The sequence below is a fragment of the Halorubrum rutilum genome (assembly GCF_024494565.1).
In genome coordinates, this window is the sequence record NZ_JANHDN010000001.1 from 574,918 (window position 1) to 598,480 (window position 23,563).

The window sequence follows — 23,563 nt, forward strand, 5'->3', positions numbered from 1 at the left end:
CGACTGGACGTTCGTGACGTTCTCGCGGGGGTCGGCAGCCCGGGGACCCGAGCGCCGAGCCGGCCGCGTCAGTCGGCCGCGACGAGCTTGTAGCACAGCCCGGCCTCGTCCGACTCCTCCGGGGCGCGCTCGGCGTAGTATATCGCGCCGTCGGCGACGAGCGGCGCGCTGCTCACGTCGCCCCGACCCTCGACGGACCAGGTCACCGAGCCGTCCGCCCGGTCGAGCGCGTAGAGGTTCGCGTCGTACGAGCCGACGAGCACGTGGTCGTTCGTCGCGGTCACGCTCCCCGTGATCCACCCGCCCGTCGGGGTCGACCACAGCTCCTCGCCGGTCGCCAGGTCGATCGCGTAGGCGCTGCTGTCGTGGCTCCCGACGTAGACCGTCCCGTCGTGGACGGCGGGCGCGCACATGACCCCGCCCGTCCGGCCCGGGTCGGGGTCGTCCGTCGGCGAGACGCTCTCGTCGGTCTCGAACTCCCAGAGCCCCGTGCCGTCCGCGACGTCGACGGCGGTGACGGTGCCGGCCCACGACGGGACGACCGCGATCCCGCGGCAGACCGCGATCGGGGCCTTGACGTCGCCGCCGGTGTCGAACGTCCACGCCCGCTCGCGGTCGGAGAGCGACCACGCGTAGACGTGGCCGTCGTTCGAGCCGAAGAGGAAGCGGTCGCGCTCCAGGTCGACGGCGACCGTCGAGTGCGGGTGGTCGGTCGGCCGGTCGTCGCGCCACTCCACCTCGCCGCTCTCGGCGTCCATGATCACGACGGTCCCGCTCGGCGTCGCGTACTCGACGGCGACGTACAGCCGGCCCTCGTGGTAGGTCGGGCTGGCGGCCGCCGCGTCGCCGACCTCGGTCTGCCACAGGACCTCGCCGTCCGCGACAGAGACCGCGGAGACGACGCCGTCGTAGGTCCCCACGTAGGCCGTGCCGTCGGCGACCGCGGGGGTGCCGTGGCTCCCGCGGTCGTCGTCGGAGATCGAGGTCGACCAGGTCACGGTCCCGTCGGACGCGATCGACTGGATCCGGCCCGTGTCGTCGGCGAGGAGGACGTCGCCCGACGGCGCCCGTATCGGACTCCCCTTCGAGGCGGTGTGGTCGCCGCGGTTCGCCGGCACGCTCCACGCCACCTCGACGGCCTCGGGGATCGTCGCGTCGATGTGGCCGTGGTTCCGGAGCCCCTGCCGGAACTGGGTCGCGAGGCCGTCCGGCGACTGCGGGCGGTCGTCGAGGGCCAGCGGGAGGTCGACGCCCTCGAAGTCGGACTCGACGTCGCCGTCGGGCGAGTCGGTCCCGTCGGTCGACCGGTCGTCTCCGAGCGAGCTGCATCCGGCGAGCCCCGCGACGCCGACGCCGCCGGCGATCCGGAGCCAGTCGCGACGCGTTCGTTCGGTCATGGGTAGCGATTCGCGGGTGAGGGTAAAAAGCCGTGTCGCTCGGCGGCGCGGCGGTGCGGCGACGGGGGGCGGTGCGGCGACGAGGGGGCGGGAGAGCGCGCCCGGAGCGAAAGGCACTCGTGGGTCGCGGCCGCACCGCTCGGTCGGTATGAACTGGTCCCGGTCCCGCCCGCGGTCGCCGCGGTCGTGGCGGTCGCGGTCGCCGTGACGCATCGCCTCCCGCCCCTGATCGTCGGGTCGTCGATACCGAACCCGTCGCCGGAGAGCGTCGCGCTGTACGCGGTCGGCGGACGGTTCGTCTCGTTCGTCCTGATCTACGGCCTCCTGCTCGGCGTCACCGTCGCGGTCGGGCGACGGGGCTCGACCGAGGGCGACGGAGCGACCGTGCTCGCGACGGGCGTCGTCGCCGCGGTCGCGTACCTCGGCGCGAGCGCCGCGCTGCTGTTCGTCCTCGATCCGAGGCCCGTCCTCGTGAACGCGGTCGCCGGGGTCGGCTCCGCCGTCGGCGTCGGCGTCCGGTTGGCCGTCGTCGCCTTCGCCGGACTCGCGCTTTCGGAGCGGGTATAGGATGTCTGAGTAGACGGTTGCGGATCGGCAGTGAACGGCTCCGAGATCACGACCGCTTGGTTATAGATAGATGAGCACGGACCGACGGTGAAACCCTCCAAAGCCCCAGCCGCTCGGCCAGACGCGATTGACACCGGATTACCGGTGAAACCCTCCAAAGCCCCAGCCGCTCGGCCAGACGCGATTGACACCGGATTACCGGTGAAACCCTCCAAAGCCCCAGCCGCGAGGGCGACTTACGCTCGCTGCGCTCCTCAGTCGCTCGCGCTGCTCGCTCCTTGCGGTGCTTTCGTCGCCTAAGTCGCCCTCGCGACTGCCCCTTTGAGTCTCACCCGACCGCACCACAACCGAAGCCTCACGCCTCCCCAGCCTCGTCGGTCGTCTTCCGCGTTGCTTCGGACGACCGACTCCCTCGCACGCGCTCCTTCGCGGCCGCCACCGGCGGCCGCTCGGAGGCGCGCGCCACCGCATCGTGTATCATCCGGCTTCCTAGCCGTCACTGTTCGGGTTTCGGATGAAGTTTTGCGAGGGAAGAGCGCTCCGAGAGCGTCTTCCCGCATCACGGGGGGTGGACCCCGGCGATGCGAGGGGAGGGGAGGGATTTGAACCACGGTCGCGCCGGAGGCGCTCCCTGATTCGAATCCTCCCGCTTGTGCATTCGCGCGCTGTGACGCGCTCATGCGAGGGGAGGGATTTGAACCCACGGACCTCTACAGGAGCGGATCTTGAGTCCGCCGCCGTTTCCAGGCTTGGCTACCCTCGCACGCGTGTTTTCTTGATGGTTGTCTGTGTAAGCCCTTTCGGATTGAATCGCCATACGGAGGCGATATGTCCTCGTTCCACCGTCAGGTTTTGACGGACCCGCGACCGACGTTTTGGGTCATGCTGTAATAAAGATTCCACGTCCACGGACCAAGTGAGACTGACGTTTTGGGGCCTCAGCAGGGTCCCAACCCGGTGCCGTCGGGGACGGATTTCGACCGGACATTTTGAGGGTTGAGCGGGGTCGAACGAAAATGACGGACCTGCAAAATCGACGTTTTGAGGGGTGAATCAGTACAGCGTCGAGCAGTCCTGCGCGACTACTCTATCGGTTGAACAGCACCGGGTGGGGGTAACTCCAGGAGATACTCTGGACCGACGTGGTAGTTGTAGTGCCCATACTTCAGTGACCTCCGTGGCTCTCGGTTGAGTAGCATCTCCTTGGTCGCTCCGCCCAACATCTCGACAGTGGTTCGCTCGTCGTTCTCTGGGGGTCCATGCGGAAGACGACACTGTACGTAGTAGTCAGCATCGACGCTATCCGTCTCCACAATCAGGTCGGGATTCTCAGCCGGTGAGCACTTGACATCGACTTCTACCGTTTCATCGGAGGCGTCCCGCTCAGCAAACCGAACCCGGAAGTCTGAACCACCGTCTGTCCGAGAGAACGTTTCTGTGTCGACCTGAAGGTCGTAGTAGATGGCAAACGCCATTTCTCCCAGAGCACCGATGAAGTGGCGCTTGTGAGCTTCATGTCCCCACCCCTGTTCGCCCGCGTCACTATACCACTCATCATTATCCTCGAACGAGCCCATCCGCTCCTGACTGATTTGTCGAGCACGGCGGACGTAACGCGGCGTCACCTCGACGCTGACCGGCATTAGATGAAACCAGGGCCTACGCGGTCACAACGGTTTCGACGGAGTTGACGGCAGGTCGGCTCCGGTGAATCCCATCAGTCTCACGGAACGTAGTTACACGGGCCGGGCGAGAAACCGGCATCCCAGTCAACGTTCGAGCCAGTAATACCAGTCCTCGATGGCTTGCTTCGTGTCGTCATCGACATTCACGGGTTCCAGTTGCTCCAGTGGAACGCCGAGTTCGCGGTCCATCCACTCGACGGTTACGTACTGCTGGCTGAGCGTCGGCTCCGTCGACGACATTCCGACGACGCGTACTGTCTCACCTTCCTTCAGCGGTGATTCCTCCCGTTCGGTGGTACACCGCGCCTCGAAGGGGAAGTCAATCAAGTCGTCCAGGTAGGCGTGCCAGCCGTAGGCTTGCTCCTCGACGGTGTAGGCATCGACGATGACTCGCATCTCGATGCGCTCCTCGCGTTCCTCGTCTCGCTCGGTCATGGCTCACCGCCAGCCCGCGTGTGGAACGACGCCCCCGATTTGAACTCGGTCAACTCCTCGATGCGACTCTCAAGCTCTTCTATCTCGTCGCGGAGTTCCTCGGCTTCCTCGCCTTCGGTGGCCGCGAGTTGGTCTTTGAGACCTTGGAGGCGCGTCTCCTTGCGTTCCTCGTCAACCTCCGCCTTGCGGACGTACTCACTCTCCTCGATGTCGTACACGTCGCTTTCGGAGAGTTCCGTCACGTCGAGTGCGTCGTCTACTTTGTCGCGGTCGACTCCCAGCACGCGCTCGCGGTCGATACCCGCGTCTTCGAGGACCGCCAGCACTTCCTCGTCGTCCTTGAGCGAGCGGTTCCGCCGTGTCGTGCGCTGGACGGAGCCGAACGGCCCACTTACCGGACGGTCGTGGTGGAGGCGATTCAACAGTACGTCAGCCACGTCCTTGCGGAGGTCGTTGGCGTCCCGCTGTACGTCCGAGAGCAGGGTGTAGAGATTCACCAGCGCGTCCGTCTCCATCTCGGGGAGGTCGGCCACGTCGTGGCGTTCAAGCGCGTCGATGAGTAGGAGAGCGTCCGCATACACGTCCAGCCCCTCGGGTTCGGTTCGTTCCTCGTCGGTGTCTGGCTCACCGTCGAGCAGTTGCGTCGAGGTTGGTCCCTCGGTTTTGGTGATGACCCCGGCGTCTTCGTCGACCTCGAAGCGCGGATGAAGACTCAGCACGGCGGGATACGGGTCACCGTCGGGCGGCAGGCGGTCAAGCTCGAAACCCCCCGGCTCGTCGGTTATATGCCGGTATAGCGTTTCGAACTGGTCGCGCTGAAGTGGACGCGTTTCGTCGATGTCGCGGTCGAGAAACTCGATGATGACCCGTTGTTCTTGTACGTCGTTGACGCGAAAGCGGTCATTCGATAGCGGCGTGATGAGTGTCGACCCCTCGGGGAGGTCGTCGAGTTCGTCCAAGAGCGTGTGCCAGGTGACACTGAAAGGCATACGTCGTGTTCGCGGGGGAAGCACGCTAAACCTTGCTCCGAGTCAGGACTACCGAAGCGAACGGATGTGCCCCTAATCAGGCAATACAGTCCCTTTACCGATTTAATTCGAGGGATACGGGTCCGGCGTCTTAACACAATATAATAGAGAAATGCTGATTCGCTCGAATTAATTCGTTTTAGCGTCTGAGAGTAGAGATTATGCAGACCGACCCTGCTACCAGCGCCGTCAAGTACGGCTCCGGGTTGCCGACTCCGACGTGTAGACCCGTGCCGGTTTCGGGACCCGGGTCAACGGCGCGGTGTCTGGCGTTTCTGATAGCAGAGTCGCCTTCAGGAGGTCAGAATTACCTATGGTTATCTAAACTGGTAGCACTCAACAGTCGTACCGTAGTGGGTAACAATCTCTGCTCATGACACAGCTAAAACCACAGGATAACTACGTCACGGTAGGCGAAGAACCTCGACCGAGACGAGAAACCGGGTTATCAGCCGAGTGTTCGATAGTCTCAGTACACCCGAAACGTCTCTAAGTACTCCTCAATCACGTCCTGTTCTTCAGCTGTAATACCGAACATACGGTATATCATTTCATTCACCTTCTCTTCTAACTCTTCAAGATTGGTTTCAGTCACAGTTGCCTCGTCTGAACGCAGGGCTTCCAGCAGTGTCTCAACACCACTGTCGCTACGTGGAATGGGGATAGTAGTTGTCTCACCGCTCTTAACATTACGTCCATCAACAGCCGCATGAACGTACTCAGCGCGGCGCTTCCGGGATTCGCGGTCGTCTGCGTACATCGCTGGGTCGTTGATGATATCGGACCGGCCAGCCTGGACTGTAAAGTTCCCATCTACGTCACCCTGCACCTCGGCGTTCACCGGATAACGGCGGGTCTGCCATTCGTAGTTGATGTAATCGAGTTCGCCATCAAACTCTCCGAGGTACGCCTCCGGAAACCGTTCGGTCTTGCTTTCCGTATCTAACGCCGTCGTAATCTCTGATATGTGATTACATATCTCGGCACGGTCGCTGTCGTCACCCCAGGCAATCGGGAGGGGAGTCAGATAGTTTGTAGTGTATTTGTAGTACCCATCGACTTTCAGCGTCGTGTAGTGCTTGAGATAGAAGTCCAGCGCGTTAGAGTTCAACAGCCCAGCGAACGTATCTGTCCGGTCTTTGAACTTATCTTCAAGCTGGACACCGTAAGCGGCCTTGAAATACCACGTCCCAACGTCATCCAGCATGAACGTCGCTTCTGCCGCGATTTCAGAACAGATGAGCTTCGGGTCTTCAAACCGAGTCATACTCTTGGGGTATCCGAACCCGTACCAGTCGTCACGACCCTCGAATCGGCCACCTTCTCGACTCTCTAAGGTGTCTCGATGCTCGGTCAGGTACTCCCACGTCAGCGGTAACTCACTCTCCAACCGCTCTTGTTCGATGAGGTTCGACGTAAGATTGCCGTCGTCATCCTCCTCAAGAACATACGGCACGATAGCGTGCTCGCCTGACCAATCCCCACGCCAGCGATTAATGTCACGACCCTGTAACCACGGGCGGAGCGCATCCGTCTCGATTTCGTACTCACGGGACTCACCTTTCGGCACCACTGTCACTGTATCGCCAGTATCGTCAGCAGAGACACGGTCGGCATCAACGGGTGTCACCAGAAACACGTTGTTGGCACTGGTTTGAGTTCCAGCGAACACAGAGTCCGTAACGTCGCCTACGGTCGCATCACTTGCGGACTCCATCTTGTGGATGATTTTCAACTCCTCGGGCGGCATCAACGACCAATACCCGTCATCCAAGTCCCCCTGCGGATAGTCGAACACGTTAATCAGTTCGTCCTCGTATCCCGGCTCACCGCGATGCTCGCGGACGGCCTCGATGACCGCCGTATCGAGGTCGCGGTTCGTAGGCGCTTTCGTATCAGCCTTGACTCTGACACACCGGATTTCGTTCGCTTCACGCTCATCGGAGTCCGGCTCGTCTTCCAGCATAACGATAGCAGGGTAGTTCTTCGCGTCTTCAAACACGCCGGAGTCACGGAAATCATAGACCTCCTCGATGCGCGCCTCCTCAAGCAGGACACGCCGCAGACCCTCGCCGTAGTCAGTTACCATGAACTGGTTCGGGGTGATGAATCCGAGTTTTCCGGTTCCTTCACGGAGCCAGTCGAGGCCCCGCTCGTAGAACGGACAGTAAATGTCGTAGTTCCCCGTTGTGGAATCATACAGCCGGTCCAGCATCTCTTTCTGCCTATCTGGGAGATTCTGGGTACGGACATAGGGCGGATTCCCCACGACGTAATCGTAGGTCATGTAATTCTTCACGACGAGCGCGAGCACGGTGTCCTCGAACATCTTGAATAGCCGCCCGTCGTTGTGCTCCTCCTGAAGGTACCGAACGTTCTCCAACATGTCGTCGACGTAGGGCGCGAAGAACTCCTCGACGCCGGAGTACTCCTGTGACGTGTGGGCATTTATCCGCTCTTCCAGCCCGCTCTGGTAGGTCCAATCGAAGTCGCCTCCGAACTCCTCAGCCAGCGCCATGTGGTCCTTAACAGTGTCCAACACGCCTTGCAGAGCCGCAAAGTACTCGTCGAAGTTGCTCACCCCCGTCTCCAACTGGATGGTGTCGAACAGCGGCATCCGCACCCGACGCACCAGGAACCCGTCCTCCGTCTCTGCGGCCTCCTCCTCGTCTACCTCGACCGGAAGCGGCACGGGAATCCGCACGTCCTGGTCGTCCTCGGTCATCGCGTCGAAGGTCATCTGCCGGGTGCCGTCGTCGCCGAGGTCCGCGCCGGTCAGCTCCCGCTCATTCCGGAGCGTGTCCGTCCGGTAGATTGGGAGCCGCCGAAGCGTGAATCCCGGGTTCTGGGTCTTGGCCTCGCGGTAGGCTGGGAGGATAGCGACCACGAACCGAATCTGGGCCATCAGCACCGCGAACGGGTGGATGTCCAGTCCGACGATGCGCGGGCGGGTACAGAGGTCCCGCAGGTGTTCCTCCCAGTCCGGGTCGTCTTCAAATGTCTCTACGTCCTCGATATATCGCTCGACGGCTTCCACGAGGAACGTGCCGGACCCGCACGACGGGTCGATGAGCCGCTCGTTTGAGACACCACGCTCGTACTCGACACCGTCCATAATGTAGTCGATGACGGGCTGAGGCGTGTAGAACTCACCCAGTGCCTTGCGCGTCTCCGGGTCGAAGTATCGCTGGTAGAGGTCCCCCAGCAGGTCGCCCTCCACGTCCTCGAAGTCGAACCGTAGGACGTTGAAGAACACCTCCGCGACGGCGCGGCTGAAGCGGTTTCGCGTGGCCTCACTTACCCGCTCCACGTCGCCCGTTCCTCGGGCGACATCCTCGAACTGGTTTGCACCGGTCTCGTGCCCGCGTGAGAGTTGTTCAGCGTAGCCATCAGTCCACCAGATGAAGATGTCGTCCTGGAACAGCCCCTCGACCAACTGCTCTTGCATGTCGTCGATGAGGTTGTCCGCCGCGACGGGGAAGGCGTCGAGGTTGATGGTGTCGCCGAAGCCCTGCAAGCCCCGGAAGTAGTCGTCCATCCCCTCGTAGCCAGTGCCAGCGAAAAAGTCGTGGTCCTCAGTGGCCTTCGCCAAGAGGAGCCGGGCGAGCAGGGCGTGACCACTCTCCAGACAGAACATGAAGTCCCGGAGCGACTGCTTGCCGTTGATGAACGGGTCCCACGAGTTGGGGACTTCATCGGGCTCGTCGGCGTAGGTTGCCTCCCAGAAATCGTAGGCACCCTTCACGAACTTGGCGTCCTGCTCGTCGCGGAGTTCGTGCAGCACATCCATCATCCCAGTGACGAGGTCAGCGAACGGACTGCCGTCCTCTAATCGGAAGGTGTCGAAGAAGTGTTCTTGGCCGAGTTCTGCCTGCTCGTCCAGCGGGATGGGCTCCAAGTCGGCAAGGAACTGGTTCACGTCCTCGGGGTCTGTCAGGTCGAACTCCCGCTTTTCGAGGGCGCTCACGAGGTCGCGGGCATGGCTCTCGGTCACAGCGTCAAGAGCAACCGTGAGCATCGGCGCGTCCTGGTCTCGCCGGTAGAGCCGGAGTTCCTCTCCGTTCGTTAGCATCCCGTACTCTGAACGGAGATGCTCCATGTAGTGGAACAACTGCGATTCGTGGTCGGGGAGAGACCGGCCAGTCGTCTTGAACTCGTAGACAGCCGTTACTGCCTCGTTCGAGTCGAGCGTGATGTAATCTGGACGGCGGTCATCGGGGAGCGTAAACTCACTGCGGAGGTCGGTTCCGGTTCCCTCGTACCCGAGTGCATCGTAGAATCCGGTCTCCAGAAACAGATTCTCGACATCGCGCTCGCTCATATCATCGTCTGTCCGTTCGGCGATGCGATGGAGAGACTCGTAGAGTGCCGTAGAATCTGCCATTGTGCCCGCTAACTCAGCCACCCATCAAAAAAGCAAGTGAATGGCTGACGTACATGGCGTAGCTACGTGCCATCCTCTTCCTCCGGCACGACATCGTTCGGGTCGCCTACCATCGCTTGCCCGAACATCACCAGTCCCAGTATCACCAGTATCGTGAGCACGAAGCCGATAATGAACCCAATCACTCGGAACCGACCTCCTCGACGAGTAACGGATGGTAGTGCTGTATCAGGCGGGTCATCTCCTCAGCCACGGCTTCAACGAACTCCTCGTCTGGCTCGCGGTCCAGCATCTCAAACTCCAGGTACACCAGATTACTGTTCGGGCGGTGTTCGTCGCTCGTTTTGTAGCCCTCCAGTTCGCCAGCGTGTGCCGCGACGACCTCCCGAACCTGGTCCTTCTCGTCGGTATCCGACCCAAAGAGGCCGATACTCACGGTAGCCCGTCCCTGTTCCACCATACGCGGCGTGAATCGATAGAGAACCGAATCAGGATGCTCCGGATGCTGTGAATGGAAGCCGAGCCGCCGGGACGCTGCCCCGCTCATATCTCCCGGCCTCTCGTGGCGCGTTACATCCGAGACTTCGGCAAAAACCCGGTCACGAACGTTTCGAATCAGGTGGGAGTAGTCGACCTTGCTGTCCTCGGGCTGAACCCTCGACAGGGGATAATCGACGACCGTCGAAGCTACCAGAAACTCCCGTTCATCGTCTGTCTCGAATCGCTGCACTGCAACGCACTGGACGGCCAACCCCTGCTCAAGCAGGTACCGGGCGTTGTTCTCGGTGCGCGAGGTGATTTCCTCGGCGAGGATGACCATTCGTTGGTGGGTGTTGAACTCGGACTCCTCGACATCACCACCGAGCGCGGTCTCGTGGGCTTCCTTGAGCGTGTCCTCGACAACCGCCGACTCGCTGACCTCCCACTCGTCCCGGACGTTGGCTTTGTACTCGCGGTAGATGTCCTCCAGGTCCGCGTACTCGTAGTTGCTGAGGTCGGAGGCGTAATTCTGGGGCTGGCTGAGAATCGTCTCCTCGCTGGCACTCCCGGAGCCGCTCTGGCCTTTCTTGAGTTCAACCACGACGACGTTGCCCCACTGGTCGAGCGCGAGCAGGTCAGGGAGGCCGGTACTGAGACTGTACTGCCGACCAAAAATCAGCAGTGGCTCGTTCAGGATGACTTCGGGGTTGGCGTGGAGCCATGACTCCAGTTGCCATTCGGTCTCGACTGCTTCGCGGTCCAGCTCCAGCGTGCGCGGTTCGTCCCGGTCGCGGTCGAACTCGAAAAGGCGCATGGCGGCTTCAACGGGGCCATAGTATATTGGATTTTTCCAAGTCTTGGAAGTTTCCAATACGGCGTTGATGGGTCGCTGTGCCGGATTTCCCGACGTGAGTCTAATCGGCGAGGCAAAGCTGAACATCCTCTTGACTCTCCGCGAGGAGCCCAGTTATGGCTACGAACTACAACGTGAACTGGGCCTGAATCGCGGGACTGTCTACGTCCATCTGGATGAACTCCGCGAGGCTGGAATGATTGAGGTTGACCGAGTCGAAGACGACACGAAGTACTACCGTCTAACCGAGAACGGAGAACAGTTGCTTGACGCGCTCGGTGAATAAGAAGGTGGTCAGCAGTCGACGATTTCTGACCACTCACACCCGCACGTCTCGCAGGTATAGCACTCCTTCGTGACTGACCCCTCGGGTTTCTCGAACATCCATACGTCACTATCGTCGCCGCACTGGGGACACGCTTCTTCGACCTTCCGAGCGATGGGCACGGGACTCACCCCTCCGGTGCTGGGCGAAGGTCCCGCCAGCGAAAGCCGTGCGTCGACCCGTCCTCGAACTCCACGGTGAACAGGTGCGCGTCACGCTCGTCGCCCGTCTCCTGACCCGCATCATCCTCCAGCACGTCCACGACCTCGCCATGCCGACCGTGGAACTGGTCGAAGTCGGGGTCCTCGGTGTCAGGGATGTCGACCCTCACCCAGTCGCCCGGCTCAAACCGTCTCATCGTTTGCCTCCTGACGGGGTAGGCTCCTGTCTCTGACGGTTACCGACACTAACCGGTGCGCGAAGAACACGCCGAGGAGAACTGCTTCGTCGGCGTCGTCGGTGGCGGGGTCGACCTCCTCGGGACAGCAGTCGAGACACCAAGTGCGTCTGGGTGTCCAGCCGCCTTCGTCGTACCAGGTCACGTACATCCCAGCCTTGTCCCCGTGCTGGATGCGAGCGGAGCACCTATCGCAAATGTGGCCAGTACCGACACCGTTCATCGCCGCCGCAGGGTCAGGACGGCTCATTCGTCGTCGCCCTCCAGAATCCGCTCGAAGTTGTCCTCCGTCACGTCGATAGCCCGCTCGACGTACTCCTCTTGACCGGTGACTCGTCCGAACCACCGGAACACAGGATACCAGCGCCTGAGCCACCACCGCATCAGGCGGAAGTACCGGTTAAGCATCACTGACCACCTCCCGACGCCACGCATCGAGGTCTGACGTTCTGAGTGTCCACCTGTCCTCGGGGAGATTCGCTATGACTTCGCGCTTGAATTGCTGGTAGTGGGTCGTGGCGAAGTCGTCGTCGAAGGCGTGTGCGAGTATCGCTATCGCCAGGGTTGCAGGACCGCTTCCACCATATCCCCACTCGAAGCCACTCGGAGATGCTGAAAGGAGGTCATACCGACAGTCCAGCGGTTCACCATCGACCGTGACTGTACACTCCTGGCCGACTGGTGCGGTCGGGTCCCGGCTTCCTTGGTAGACGTGTTCCGTCGAAATCCCGGACTGTTCCCCTTCGTCCGAGGGTCGTGGACGGGTGTTTCCACCGGTCGAACCCAGGGGTTGACGCGACATCATGCCACCTCCTCCAGCCGGTCCAGTGCGTCACGAAGTTCGTCGGCGGTCCGGGCAAGTTCCTGGGCCTGCTGTTCGAGGTTGGCGGCGTTCGCGTCGAAGTCGTCAGCCGTCTCCGCGAGCCGGGCTTCAAGCGCGTCGGTGTCGACCTGACCCACTTCGATACGGACACGCCGAATGTGCTTGCACTCGTCGACACCGTCTCGATACTCGAAGTCCGGGCACGTACACGCTGGCTCGCGGAGGTCGACGGTGTACTCGGAGCCACTTTGCGTCGTGACTGAGAACAGCGCATCCGCCTCCTCGATGACCGTCATGTGTTCGGTCGCGGCCCGGAGGGTTCGCGGCTCGATGTCGGGCTGGACCGATTCTGAGGACATCAGGCTTCACCCCCTCGCTGTCGCACGTCTCGAACGTAGACCCGACCACGTGCCCTCTCGGCGTGCTCAGTACAGCAGGGGTCCTCCGCATACCCGCGACCCGGCGCGTTGACGACGACTGTGTGGGTGGCCTCGCGGTTACACCCGAGTTCCCGACACGTCGCCATCACGCGTCACCTCCGCTGTCCCGAACGGGAACCCAGTACGGCTCGTCGGAATCGAACTTGACGACGCGCTCGAAGTGGGCGTCCGCATCCGCGAGGTCAATGGCCTGCTTCGCCGCCGAGAGCGTCAGGGTTCCGCTCTTGAACGTGTAGCCCTGTTCGAGGACGCTGGGGTCGGTCGTCAGTCGCACGTCCACGACCGGACCGAACTGCCGCTTATTCACGCACCCAGCGCGGGAACTCCACGGGCCTTTGAGCGTGACCTGCTCGCCGTCGACCGTAGTGACCTCGAACGACCGACCGCTGTAGCCACCATCGTTGCCGTCACCACTCCAGGCGAAGTAGGACACGAAACCGTCCTTGATGCCACACCAGATACCGTCCTCGTGCTCGAACCGGAGCTCGGAACGGTCCGGTATCTCGTCGACGAGCACCTCCAGCCGAGGGTCGTTGCCCACATCTTCGCGCCAGTCGACCTGGGCATCCTTCAGCTTCATCGCTGGCCCTCCGGTTCGCACGTCTCGGGGAGGTCGCGCTCACGCAGGACCTCTACCCGACACCGAAGGCACTTGACGTAGCGTTCGCAGTACTCCGTCTGACCCTCGCGTCGTCGGTGAGGGTCGGGATGCTTGCCGGGCACCCACTCCGTCTTGTCGATTACCAGATGCGGGCCGACTCGCTCCGCATCCGGATGTCTGTTCGACAGCGTTTCCACTCTGGAACTCGTATCTGACATTGCTTCCTTGGCTCCCAGGGAAGCCACAGACCGGTGCTCCTACCACCGGTTCTTGCTCCGGACTATGTCCGATAGCTGTTGCTCTGTGGGTTCCCTATGTAGTAGTAGAAGGGATAGAAGTATAAAATATCTTTAACCAGCTAATTCTGCGGAGAAAGCGTTACTACGGTACTTCATATTTCGTCGCTGATAGCAGTACGCTCCGGTCTAATGCTCACCAGTAATTGTCATCGGAAGCCCGCTCCGGCCTAACCGGTAACGATTCCCAACACTCGGAGAGGACGCTTACTCTCAAAAGTTTGTTTAGAACGTCTGAAAGCATTTAATTCGAGCAAATACTCCTTTCCCCATTATACTGTTGTAACATGGGGGAATCCAATTTCGTCGAATTAATTAGTTTGAGGGCTCAGAAACGAAGTATCTCTCTGCTGGTCGTCCTCGTCCCTCCGATTCCTTCCGTACCTCAAGCCGTCCTGCTTCTACCAGTTTCTCCCGGTGGCGCTTGACCTTCGAGTACTCCCTCCCAAACTCGTCCTTGAAGTCGCTCGCTGTGGGAGGAGTCTCCCGGTTCTTAACGAACTCCAGCAGGGTCTCCCGAATCTCCTTCGCCTCCCGTTCACGAGCGATGGCTTGGTTCAACTCATTTCGCAAGTCCGGTACACTCAGCGGCTCGTAGTCTCCAGTGAACTCATCCTCGAAATTCACCTTCCTCGTCAGGATGTATGCCCGGACGCCATCCTTTCGTGAGGGCCGAATCCGATGGAGCGCGTCTCTAAGCTCTCCCACGCTCTTCTCGTTCTGGAACGCCTCCTTATCGAGACCAGCCAGGAGAGCCTTTGCTATTGCGTCCTCGTTCCGGAGGCGAGCCATCCCGAACAACACGACGGAATCACAATCCTCGAATCGGTTACTCCCCGTCAGTCCGAAATAGTGGCCGACTTCGAAGTCCTCGCCCTCCGTGTATCCCTCGTCTTCCAGGAACTGGCGTACGTCGTCCTTGAGGTCCTTTTTTACTGCGACAAACGTTTTGACCCCAGCGAGGCGTTCGCGCTGGATAGCCAGGCTGGTCAGCTCCAACAGGTTCTCCCACAGCCGTCCCCTCTTGCGAAGTTGAGTGACACCTGCGGAGCGAGTCTTCAACTGAAGAACGTCCACGGGGGGCGCGTAGTCGTCGGATATCGTAACCACCGGAAGGTCGAATATCGCTTCGACTACCTCGGTTTCCATCTCGGTGGCCAGCACGAATACTGGTTTCTCGCGGGCGACTTCACGGAGCGTTTGTGTCCGCATCCATCGAATCCGGAGATACCCGTCGTCGGTGATGTGCCAGAACGACTCAGGGGGGTTCTCAACGGGAAGGTGCTCGTCCGCTTGCTCGACGTGTTCCCACGCCTGTTTGACGTGGGGGATGGCCCCGAAAAGTTTCCGGACGACTTCGGTGTGGCTCGAATCGTCTCGGTCGGCGTGGACCTTGCTGAGTTCACGAGTGAGCGTGTTGACCACGTCCTCATCCCGGCACGCCTCGTACGCGATTTTCCATGCGTCGAACTCGTCCCGCGAAGTACCGTCTTTCATCGCGGACTTCAACTGCGACAACGCTTCATCTACCTTCGTTAGTAGGCGCTCCTCTACGGGAGGAGTGTCGCGGCTTAACAGTGCGTGAACGGTCCTTCGAGAAACGCTAATGGCCTCCGGTGAGAACGTCTCGGTCTGCTCGACGATTGTGTCCCAGGGCGACTCGTCGATAAGCACACTGTTGATACCCTTCCACTCGTCGAGCACTTTCGGGAGGTAGAGGAGATGCTGGTGGACGGCGGTGAAGTTTTGGGCCCCCTGCCCTCTGATTCGACGATAGCTCTCCCAGTATTGACAGTCCTCCCGATACTCACATCCATCGCACCACTCGGAACTTACATCGGGATGTACATTGGCGTGACGACCCTGATAGTCCGGGTGGTCACACACCTGGTCTTTTCCCTCGAAATGAATCCTGAAGATTCCCTCGAAGGGCTTGATGGCCGCATCCTCTTTGATATCCGTGTGTCGCGGTCCGAAAAGCGCAGTCGGGTTGATATGATGGGCTGAGGTCTCCATCCCACCGAGCGTCTTCCCGGTGCCTTGAATCGTTTTAACGTGAACGACGAAGGGGGTATCCTGCGACCATGCTTCGGAGTATCGAATAAGACGCTCGGCAACTTGCTTACTGAGGTACTCCGCGACATCGTCACGGTCATCGCTGACGGTTATCGTATGACGCTCGGGAACCTCAGGCGGTAGTGATTCCTTCGTCGTTGAGGGATTCTCGTTCATGTGTCCTACGGGACCGTCTAAGGTGGGCACCCGCCGGAGCGAAACAACCAAGCCCGACCGCGTACAATGATTACACGGAAGGCCCGGCCCATCCGACGGCTTCCATTGCCGAGCAGGCCCCTTTTGCTCGGCACTTCCCACCCGTTAGTTACTGCTCTCCACCTCCTCGATGAGCCATGACACCGTCGCGTCGTAGTGGGGGTGGGACTCCTGCTCTTTGAGCGAGGCGAGCGCGTCCCGCGTGCTCTTGTCCAAGCTGACGGTCGTTATGTCCATGATTCTGTATTAATAAGACGGGCTACTCCCTTTATACCAGTTTTTCCGGGTCGCCTCTTTCTATCGAGGCCGTCATAGGTAGGCGCATCCGTCCCAGTGTGGCGAGACCTGTAGTAGATACGACCTGTAAGTCTGCTCTGCGGCCTCCGAACCCCGTCTCTCTGACAGATTCATCAATTATTCTTGTGACTAATTAAAATATAAATAACCGCGAGACACGACCAGACTGAGCTATTTAAGTCGTACTGGTAGAGTCATCAGACAGGTTGGTCTGACAGATTCACCGGTGATGGGTCGTGGTCTGCGTGGCACGTATCGAGATTCAAATCGCAAGACTCCGGTCGGATGCTATCAGCGGGAAAATCAGAGCGCGACACAACTCCAGCACCGTCTGCAACACAGGTCCCGTGTAGAGAGTGAACCCAGGAGGGGTGGGGAGGTGTGACGCCTCCGGAAAGAGGAGCCTCGTCAGGGGGTAGGCGGTGGCTTCGTCACGCCTCGTCGTTGAACTGGTCGAGTCCCGCATCGTCGTCATCGAGGTCGCACCGCCAGGGGTCGTCGGCGTCTGTCGGTTCCGTCGCGTGGTCTATCTCTTTGTCTGTGAACTCGATTTGGTCCTCACGGTAGCCGTACTGCTCTGCTCGAAGCACCTGTCGTCGCCATCTGTCACCGACCTCGGTATCCTCGTTCGGTCCCGTTCGTGAGCCATGAATCCTGAAATGATGCCAATCCCTCCCCCTCGCCGACCCCGGGTAGGAGTGGCGGTCTGCGACGACCCTGCCGATTCTGCCGTCTGGGTCGAGTTCTGCTTCGGATACAACCGGGTCGAACACCGTCTCGTGGTCCTCTTCTTGGTCAGCCCTGACGCGGTCTTGTGCCACGGAGTCGAACGCCCCATTGGCATACGTACTCTCGCGCGAGGATGGTGCTCGGGCGGCTGCAAGCGCCGCGTGAATGGTACAGATGCGACCGCGCCACGAGTCGGGGTCCCAACGTTCCGTCGCCAGTTCCTCGTACCGCTCAATCAAGAGCGCGACCTCGTGACCCGCTCGCAGGTCTTCGATGACGAACAGGTTCAACCGCTCGAAGACGTACTCTGTCAGCCCGGACCGGGCCAACTCCCACGCGGCCCATGCTGTTTCTTCCTCTGCGCTACGCCTCACCCCTTTTTGCAGTAGGCTGGTAACGATGTCGCGGCGGTAGCGGCCACGGGTGAGGTACCAAGGCCGTTCGTTCCCCCAGTCGTCGACTAACTGTTCCTCGTCGTTCTCGTCGTCGTCCGGTTCTTCGAGTTCGCCGTCATCGCCGAACCGGTACTGGTCGTTGTTGCCACTCATCGGTCTTCTGGGGGCCTGAGAACCCGATTAAAAATAGGGTTTGATGGGAGTTATGGACTTCTGAGGCGGCTGAAACTACTCTTTCCGTCTACAATCACCCCATCCTGTCGAGTGCATCTCGCCGGTCACTCACTGGCGCAGCATCGTATTTCATCGTGGTCTCTGGACGCAGATGCCGGAGTTGAGCTTGCGTAGCCGCGAGGTCTTCTTCCCGAGTCATGTACGTCCCGACTGAGTGACGGATAGAGTACCAACTAACGTCACGACGAGCAGTGTCAATCCCAGCGATGTCACAGAGTTTTCGGAGAAGCCTCCCGAGTTGCTTGGAGTCGTACGGCTTCTTCTTTTGCGTAAGCCAGAGTGCGTCTGTGCCATCGTACTCGGGATAGTGCTCTCGTTCCTGAATCCAGCGGTTGAGTGCCTTCGCTGTTTTCCGGCGGAGAGACACCTCCCAGTTGGCCTCGTTTTTCGCTGACTCGTCTTTCGGGATGCGGAGGACGGCGTTGTCACTGTCCACCCATCCGGTTCGAGCGTTCCCTACTTCGACCGGACGTAGACCGGCATCAAGGCTGGTCCAGACGAGTGAGGTGACCTTCCACGATGGGATGTCCGCCCAGTCGTCGGTGCCAACATCGTCGACATCTTTCTCGTGATACTCCGCTACCAGTGGTTTGAGGCGCTCTCGGCGTTCCTCGTCGGTTTGGACAGTCTTGTAGGAGGGAATCGTTCCGTACTCCAGCGCAGTTTGGCGTAGCTTGCGGCGTTCGTCTTCCTTGAAGAAGTCTTGGGGCTTCTGCGAGTTCGAGACGGTGAAAGCCCTGTCCGGCTCCCACTCCGGCTCTCCGAACTCGTGGTGACGCCACTTGAAGTAGCGTTTCAGCGCGTGGAGCGTATGGTGCTTGTGTGACTGGCTCTTGTCGGAGTACGCCAGTCCCTCGATGTACTGATTAGCGTGCTCGATGGTCATTACGGGCACGTACTCGTCTTTTTTCTCCCAGACGGCGCGTTCGAAGTAGCTGACGCGATACATCGTCCGCTTGGCCGTCGCCTGCGAGTATCCCTCGATGTCTCGCGTGTCTTTGCCTTCGAGGAGGAGCCACTTGGCGAACTCCTCTCGGCGCTCTCGGTAGTCGAACTCCTGTTTGGAGTCGAGCATCCGCGAGGCGGCCTTCGGGACGAGCGGGAAGGTTATCTCTACGGTGCGTTGCTCGAATGGACTCAAATCGTCGTCGGACTCGTTTTGCATGGTTGGTAGGTCACGAGTCCATCAAAACCGAGGGACGGAACGGGAATTTGCGAGAGTGGATTACTGGCTTAGCGGCGCTTAGAGTGGCTCTTCTTGAGTCCGCCGCCGTTTCCGGGCTTGGCTACCCTCGCACGCGACCCGGCGTTCGGTTCCGCAGGTCTTTATCCCGTCGGTTCGGCGCCGACCAGCCGCGCCTCGAACCCGCCAGACGGCGACTCGCCGAGGTCCACGGTCCAGCCGTGCGCGGCCGCGGCCGCTCACAGCGCGATCATCGCGACGCCGACGACGGCGAGGAGGGCGGCGACGAGGCGGACGCGGAAGTAGCGCTCGCCGAGGAGGACCCCGCCGAGCACGACGGCGACGATCGCCTGCGTGTTGATCACGGGCGAGGCGACGCTCGCGGGGAGCGACGCGAACGCGACGGTCGTCAGGTGCTCGCCGAGCGCGACGAGCGCCCCGGCCGCGACGAACTTCGGCGCGTCGCCTCGGGAGACGGCCGGCGGGGTCCGGACCGCGGCGGGGAGCAGGATGAGCCCGGCCCCGGCGAGGAGCAGGGGCACCCACAGCGTGCCGGGGATCGCGAGCTCCTGGAGCGCCACGCGCTTCCCGAGGTCGGCGACCGCGTAGCACGCCGCGCTCACTAAGGCGAGCTGGGCGGGCCGGGAGCGGGCCGCGCTCGCCAGGGGCGCGAGCAGGCTCCCCGGCTCGTAGTTCGCGACGTAGACGGCCGCCGTGGTGACGACGACCCCGGCGACCTGGACCGGCGCGAGCACCTGCCCGAGCAGCAGCACCTCCAGCGGGAGCACGAACATCGGGACCACCTTGTTGATCGGCGCGACGTAGGAGACGTCGCCGTCCTCGATCGCCCGCAGGAAGAGCACGAACGCGGCCGCGGTCGCCGCCGCGGTGCCGGCGACGACGGCCGCCGCCGCGGGGTTGACCGCCGCCAGCGACCGCGCGATCGCCCCGGGCGCGCCGAGCGGGTCGCTCGCGAGCGCCCCCGCGCCGAGGTCGTTCGTCGCGACGGTCACCGGGAGGAACCAGGCGATCGCCGACGCGTTGATGAGCACCGTGAGCCCCGCCGGCGGGTAGCCGGAGAAGGAGCGCTTGAGCGCGAAGACGTAGGTTCCCCAGACGACCGCGGCCCCGATCGCGGAGAGGAGACCGAGATCCATCGATCGGCCCGACGCCCGGTCGCGGAAAGAAGCGTTCGATCCGGTCGCGAAACGGTTAGGTCGCTGGCCCCGAGACGCACCCGCATGGACGAACACACCCGGGACCCCGGCGTCGCCCCGCCGCTCGGGAACCCGACCGGGTGGCACGCCGCCGGCGAGGGCGAGGGGGAAGGCGGTTCGGCCCCCGACGACGCCCGGCTCGCCGGCGGGCACTGGGAGCACGCCACGCTCCGGCGGGCGACCGAGCACGGGGTGCGGCTGTTCAACGCGGGCGAGTACCACGAGTCGCACGACTGCTTCGAGGACGAGTGGTACAACTACGGGAGCGGGACGACGGAGAGCGCCTTCCTCCACGGGATGGTACAGGTCGCCGCCGGCGCGTACAAGCGGGTCGACTTCGAGAGCGACGAGGGGATGCGGTCGCTGTTCGAGACCGCGCTGGAGTACCTCCGGGGCGTCCCGGACGACTTCTACGGGGTCGACGTGGGCGAGGTGCGCGAGACCCTGCGGGCCGCGCTCGACGACCCCGCGGCGATCGACGGGTGGCGGATCGCCCTCGACGGCGCGCGCCCGGAGGCGTACCCGGCCGACTACGAGTACGCCGAGCGGATCGACGGGGCGCAGTAAATCCGAACGCGACTTACCCGCCGAGCGCGTGTCACGGGTATGGACGTGTACGACCTGGGCGAGGGCGAGCCGGAGGTCGCGGTCGTCGGCGCGATCCACGGCGACGAGCCCTGCGGCGCCCGCGCGGTCCGACGGCTCCTCGACAGCGACCCCGACGTCGAGCGCCCGGTGCGGCTGATCGTCGCCAACGAGGCGGCGCTCGACGCCGGGGTGCGCTACCTCGACGCCGACCTCAACCGGGCGTTCCCCGGCGACCCCGACGCCGACGCCCACGAGGAGCGGCTCGCCGCCGAGCTCCTCGACGAGATCGGGGACTGTACCACCCTCTCGATCCACTCGACGCAGTCCTCGGCCGAGCCGTTCGCGGTGATCGACTCGATGGACGAGGTCGCCCGCGCGGTCGCGCCCCACCTCCCGGTCGACGTGGTGATCCAGACCGACGCGTTCACCGAGGGCCGGCTCATCGAGCACCCCCACACGCTGGAGGTGGAGGCCGGCCTGCAGGGCTCCGACGGGGCCGCCGACAACGCCTACTGGCTGACGCGGGCGTTCCTGGCCGCGACCGGCGCGCTCCCGGCCCCGGGCGCCGACGGCGCCGTCGACGCGGGCGGCCGCGACGCGGTCGAGGTGTTCCGCCTCCGCGACCGGATCCCGAAGCCGGAGGCAGAGACGTACGAGGTGTTCGCGCGCAACTTCGAGCGCGTCGAGGTCGGCGAGGCGTTCGCGGCCGCCGGCGACGAGCAGCTCCGCGCCGACGAGCCCTTCTATCCCGTGTTGCTGTCGTCGTACGGCTACCGCGACCAGTTCGGCTACGTCGCCGACCGGGTCGGGACGATCGAGTGAGCGCGCCGGCGGCCGAGCGACCGCCGGGCGATCGAACCGCGATCGGACGGGACGAGGCGCCTACTCGACGAGTTCGATCTCGTCGTCGCCGTTCGGGACCACGCAGACGAACGCGCCCGTCTCCTCGCCGTCGTTCCGGTACCAGTGCTCGACGCCCGCCGGGATGAGGAGCGCGTCGCCGGGGGCGACGACGCGCTCCTCGTCGCCGATCCCCACGACGTACTCGCCGGCGAGTACGTACTGCTCGTGCTCGACCGCGTTCGTGTGGCGGGGGACCGCGGCGCCGGGCGCGAGCTCGAACCGCCGCATCGCGAAGTGCGGGGCGCCGTCCGCCTCGTCGACGAGCACGCCCTTCCGGAGCCCGTCGGCGGCGTCGACCGCCTCGTAGCCGACCTCGTCGGCGCGCTTCAGGACCGCGTCCGCGGCGGTCGTCGCCTCGTCGGTGGTGGAATCCTCCATACCGACCGATCGGCGGCGAGGAGGCTTATAAACGACGGCGGGACGCGGTCGGGGTCCGTCGGTCGGAGCGGCCGTCATGCGTTCCGGTCCCTCGCCCCCGGACGTTTAACCCCACACCCGACCAACGCGGGGACATGCGAGGACTCAAGATCGGGACGGCGCTGGGGATCCCGGTCAGGCTCAACTGGACGTTCCTGATCGTGTTGCCGCTGTTCGCCTACCTCATCGGCTCGCAGGTCGGGATGATCGCCGAGGTGATGAACGACGCGCTCGGCGCCGGGATCGACCCGGCCGCGCTCGCCGGCGGGCTCACGCCGTGGGTCCTCGGGCTGGCGGCGGCCGTGGGGCTGTTCGTCGGCGTCCTCCTCCACGAGTTCGGCCACTCGGTCGTCGCCATGCGGTACGGCTACGAGATCGAGTCGATCACGCTGTGGCTGCTCGGCGGGCTCGCCAGCTTCGCCGAGTTCCCCGAGGACTGGAAACACGAGTTCTGGATCGCGGTCGCGGGGCCGATCGTCAGCGTCGCGGTCGGCGTCGCGTGTTACGCCGTGTTCGCCCTCGCGCCGGTCGGGTCGAACGCCGTGCTGTTCGTCTTCGGCTACCTCGCGCTGCTGAACGTGGTGCTGGCCGTCTTCAACATGCTCCCGGCGTTCCCGATGGACGGCGGGCGGGTCCTCCGGGCGCTGCTGGCGCGGAACCAGCCGCACGCGCAGGCGACCCAGCGCGCCGCCGCGGTCGGGAAGGCGTTCGCCTTCGTGATGGGGATCGTCGGGCTGCTCGGCTTCCAGCTGCTGCTGATCGTGCTCGCCTTCTTCATCTACATCGCCGCCTCCGGCGAGGCCCAGCAGACCACCCTGAAGGCCGCCTTCGAGGACGTCACCGTCGGCGACGTGATGACCGGCCGCGAGGACCTCCACACCGTCAGCGAGGACACCTCGGTCGCCGAGCTGATGAGCCGGATGTTCGAGGAGCGCCACACGGGCTATCCCGTGCTCCGCGGCGACGACCTCGTCGGGATGGTGACGCTGGAGGACGCGCGGTCGGTCCGGGAGGTCGAGCGCGACGCCTACCGCGTCGACGACGTGATGGCGACGAACGTGGTCGCGGTCGGCCCGGAAACGGACGCGATGACCGCGCTCCAGACGATGCAGGAGAACGGCGTCGGCCGGCTGCCCGTCGTCGACCGCCAGGAGCGGCTCGTCGGGATCATCTCCCGCTCCGACCTGATGACCGCGTTCAACATCATCCAGACGGGCGGCACGCCGAGCGTCATCAGCGGGCGGCGGCAGATCGGCGACGACCCCGACGTGTTCTGAAGCGACCGAAAGCGACTCCTCGCCGCCGGCCGAACGACCGAGCATGAGCGAGTCGGACGCGGCGTCGACGGTCCCGGTCACGGTGTACACCCGCGAGGACTGCGCCCTCTGTGACGCCGCCCGCGAGACCATCGAGGAGACCGCTGCCGGGCTCGACGTGGCGATCGACCTCGACATGGTCGACGTCGACGAGGACCCCGAGCTCGCCGAGGAGTACGGGGAGCGCGTCCCCTACGTGCTGATCGACGGCCACCCGGCGTTCAAGTACGAGGTCGACGAGCGCGAGCTGCGGCTGAAGCTGCTCGCGGCGTCGTAATCCGCGGTTTGAAAAAACGGGACTG

25 protein-coding genes and 1 tRNA gene are annotated in these 23,563 nt (G+C 62.8%); 6 read left to right on the forward strand and 20 right to left on the reverse strand.

All coding sequences use genetic code 11. The features are described from left to right. Window positions 1-68: 68 nt before the first annotated feature. A complete protein-coding gene (locus NO900_RS03060) occupies window positions 69-1,397 on the reverse strand; it encodes an outer membrane protein assembly factor BamB family protein (protein ID WP_256407737.1) in 1,329 nt (442 codons plus the stop codon). 186 nt (window positions 1,398-1,583) lie between these two features. Between NO900_RS03060 and NO900_RS03065 the strand changes: the two genes are divergently transcribed. Beyond that, window positions 1,584-1,964, forward strand: a complete 381-nt coding sequence (locus tag NO900_RS03065; protein ID WP_256407738.1) for a hypothetical protein — start codon at window positions 1,584-1,586, stop codon at window positions 1,962-1,964. Window positions 1,965-2,643: 679 nt separating this feature from the next. On the opposite strand, the gene NO900_RS03070 is transcribed toward NO900_RS03065, so the two are convergent. The 7 genes from NO900_RS03070 to NO900_RS03100 form a co-directional block, all read right to left on the reverse strand. Beyond that, window positions 2,644-2,727, reverse strand: a tRNA-Leu gene (locus tag NO900_RS03070). A gap of 319 nt (window positions 2,728-3,046) precedes the next feature. Next, window positions 3,047-3,607: a hypothetical protein gene (locus NO900_RS03075; RefSeq protein ID WP_256407739.1), complete on the reverse strand. Its 561-nt coding sequence runs from the start codon at window positions 3,605-3,607 to the stop codon at window positions 3,047-3,049. A 126-nt stretch (window positions 3,608-3,733) separates the two neighbouring features. Then, the gene (locus tag NO900_RS03080; protein WP_256407740.1) at window positions 3,734-4,084 is read right to left on the reverse strand and encodes a calcium-binding protein; all 351 of its coding nucleotides are present in this window, start codon (window positions 4,082-4,084) and stop codon (window positions 3,734-3,736) included. Further along, the gene (locus tag NO900_RS03085; protein ID WP_256407741.1) at window positions 4,081-5,073 is read right to left on the reverse strand and encodes a DUF7983 family protein; all 993 of its coding nucleotides are present in this window, start codon (window positions 5,071-5,073) and stop codon (window positions 4,081-4,083) included. Before NO900_RS03085 ends, NO900_RS03080 begins: the two co-directional genes overlap by 4 nt. Window positions 5,074-5,581: 508 nt before the next feature. After that, window positions 5,582-9,496 (reverse strand): Eco57I restriction-modification methylase domain-containing protein, encoded by a 3,915-nt coding sequence (locus NO900_RS03090; RefSeq protein ID WP_256407742.1) that lies wholly within the window; start codon window positions 9,494-9,496, stop codon window positions 5,582-5,584. A gap of 62 nt (window positions 9,497-9,558) precedes the next feature. After that, on the reverse strand, window positions 9,559-9,681 hold the full coding sequence (locus NO900_RS03095) for a hypothetical protein (RefSeq protein ID WP_256407743.1): 123 nt from the start codon (window positions 9,679-9,681) through the stop codon (window positions 9,559-9,561). Beyond that, a complete protein-coding gene (locus NO900_RS03100) occupies window positions 9,678-10,790 on the reverse strand; it encodes a PDDEXK family nuclease (RefSeq protein ID WP_256407744.1) in 1,113 nt (370 codons plus the stop codon). The genes NO900_RS03095 and NO900_RS03100 overlap by 4 nt, the downstream gene beginning before the upstream one ends. 94 nt (window positions 10,791-10,884) lie before the next feature. Here NO900_RS03100 and NO900_RS03105 point away from each other — a divergent pair, with 94 nt between their 5' ends. Beyond that, window positions 10,885-11,115, forward strand: coding sequence for a PadR family transcriptional regulator (locus NO900_RS03105; RefSeq protein WP_256407745.1), 231 nt, complete (start codon window positions 10,885-10,887; stop codon window positions 11,113-11,115). 166 nt (window positions 11,116-11,281) lie between these two features. Here NO900_RS03105 and NO900_RS03110 read toward each other — a convergent pair whose 3' ends face one another. From NO900_RS03110 to NO900_RS03160, 11 genes are all read right to left on the reverse strand, one after another. Next, window positions 11,282-11,512: a DUF8139 family protein gene (locus NO900_RS03110; protein ID WP_256407746.1), complete on the reverse strand. Its 231-nt coding sequence runs from the start codon at window positions 11,510-11,512 to the stop codon at window positions 11,282-11,284. Next, entirely contained in the window at window positions 11,499-11,801 is a 303-nt protein-coding gene (locus NO900_RS03115; RefSeq protein WP_256407747.1) for a hypothetical protein, read from the reverse strand. The genes NO900_RS03110 and NO900_RS03115 overlap by 14 nt, the downstream gene beginning before the upstream one ends. After that, window positions 11,798-11,959 carry a hypothetical protein gene (locus NO900_RS03120; RefSeq protein ID WP_256407748.1) on the reverse strand — a complete coding sequence of 54 codons (162 nt, stop codon included), beginning with the start codon at window positions 11,957-11,959 and terminating at the stop codon, window positions 11,798-11,800. The genes NO900_RS03115 and NO900_RS03120 overlap by 4 nt, the downstream gene beginning before the upstream one ends. Next, on the reverse strand, window positions 11,952-12,356 hold the full coding sequence (locus tag NO900_RS03125) for a DUF6166 domain-containing protein (RefSeq protein ID WP_256407749.1): 405 nt from the start codon (window positions 12,354-12,356) through the stop codon (window positions 11,952-11,954). Before NO900_RS03125 ends, NO900_RS03120 begins: the two co-directional genes overlap by 8 nt. Next, window positions 12,353-12,733 carry an SWIM zinc finger family protein gene (locus NO900_RS03130; RefSeq protein ID WP_256407750.1) on the reverse strand — a complete coding sequence of 127 codons (381 nt, stop codon included), beginning with the start codon at window positions 12,731-12,733 and terminating at the stop codon, window positions 12,353-12,355. Before NO900_RS03130 ends, NO900_RS03125 begins: the two co-directional genes overlap by 4 nt. A gap of 166 nt (window positions 12,734-12,899) precedes the next feature. Beyond that, a complete protein-coding gene (locus tag NO900_RS03135; RefSeq protein WP_256407751.1) occupies window positions 12,900-13,394 on the reverse strand; it encodes a hypothetical protein in 495 nt (164 codons plus the stop codon). Between the two features lie 632 nt (window positions 13,395-14,026). Next, on the reverse strand, window positions 14,027-15,943 hold the full coding sequence (locus NO900_RS03140; protein ID WP_256407752.1) for a helix-turn-helix domain-containing protein: 1,917 nt from the start codon (window positions 15,941-15,943) through the stop codon (window positions 14,027-14,029). A gap of 144 nt (window positions 15,944-16,087) precedes the next feature. Then, entirely contained in the window at window positions 16,088-16,219 is a 132-nt protein-coding gene (locus NO900_RS03145) for a hypothetical protein (protein WP_256407753.1), read from the reverse strand. A 491-nt stretch (window positions 16,220-16,710) separates the two neighbouring features. Next, on the reverse strand, window positions 16,711-17,556 hold the full coding sequence (locus NO900_RS03150) for a hypothetical protein (protein WP_256407754.1): 846 nt from the start codon (window positions 17,554-17,556) through the stop codon (window positions 16,711-16,713). Window positions 17,557-17,650: 94 nt separating this feature from the next. Beyond that, entirely contained in the window at window positions 17,651-18,802 is a 1,152-nt protein-coding gene (locus NO900_RS03155; RefSeq protein ID WP_256407755.1) for a tyrosine-type recombinase/integrase, read from the reverse strand. 257 nt (window positions 18,803-19,059) lie between these two features. Then, entirely contained in the window at window positions 19,060-19,977 is a 918-nt protein-coding gene (locus tag NO900_RS03160; RefSeq protein ID WP_256407756.1) for an EamA family transporter, read from the reverse strand. Window positions 19,978-20,061: 84 nt separating this feature from the next. Here NO900_RS03160 and NO900_RS03165 point away from each other — a divergent pair, with 84 nt between their 5' ends. Together NO900_RS03165 and NO900_RS03170 are read left to right on the forward strand one after the other, a co-directional pair. Continuing rightward, window positions 20,062-20,604, forward strand: a complete 543-nt coding sequence (locus NO900_RS03165; protein WP_256407757.1) for a DUF309 domain-containing protein — start codon at window positions 20,062-20,064, stop codon at window positions 20,602-20,604. 39 nt (window positions 20,605-20,643) lie between these two features. Then, the gene (locus tag NO900_RS03170; protein ID WP_256407758.1) at window positions 20,644-21,447 is read left to right on the forward strand and encodes a M14 family metallopeptidase; all 804 of its coding nucleotides are present in this window, start codon (window positions 20,644-20,646) and stop codon (window positions 21,445-21,447) included. 60 nt (window positions 21,448-21,507) lie between these two features. Here NO900_RS03170 and NO900_RS03175 read toward each other — a convergent pair whose 3' ends face one another. Continuing rightward, window positions 21,508-21,906: a cupin domain-containing protein gene (locus NO900_RS03175; protein WP_256407759.1), complete on the reverse strand. Its 399-nt coding sequence runs from the start codon at window positions 21,904-21,906 to the stop codon at window positions 21,508-21,510. Between the two features lie 134 nt (window positions 21,907-22,040). On the opposite strand from NO900_RS03175, the gene NO900_RS03180 reads away from it, so the two are divergent. Continuing rightward, complete coding sequence (locus NO900_RS03180; RefSeq protein WP_256407760.1) at window positions 22,041-23,222, forward strand: CBS domain-containing protein; 1,182 nt, start codon at window positions 22,041-22,043, stop codon at window positions 23,220-23,222. Between the two features lie 43 nt (window positions 23,223-23,265). Continuing rightward, on the forward strand, window positions 23,266-23,538 hold the full coding sequence (locus tag NO900_RS03185; RefSeq protein ID WP_256407761.1) for a glutaredoxin family protein: 273 nt from the start codon (window positions 23,266-23,268) through the stop codon (window positions 23,536-23,538). Window positions 23,539-23,563: the final 25 nt, after the last annotated feature.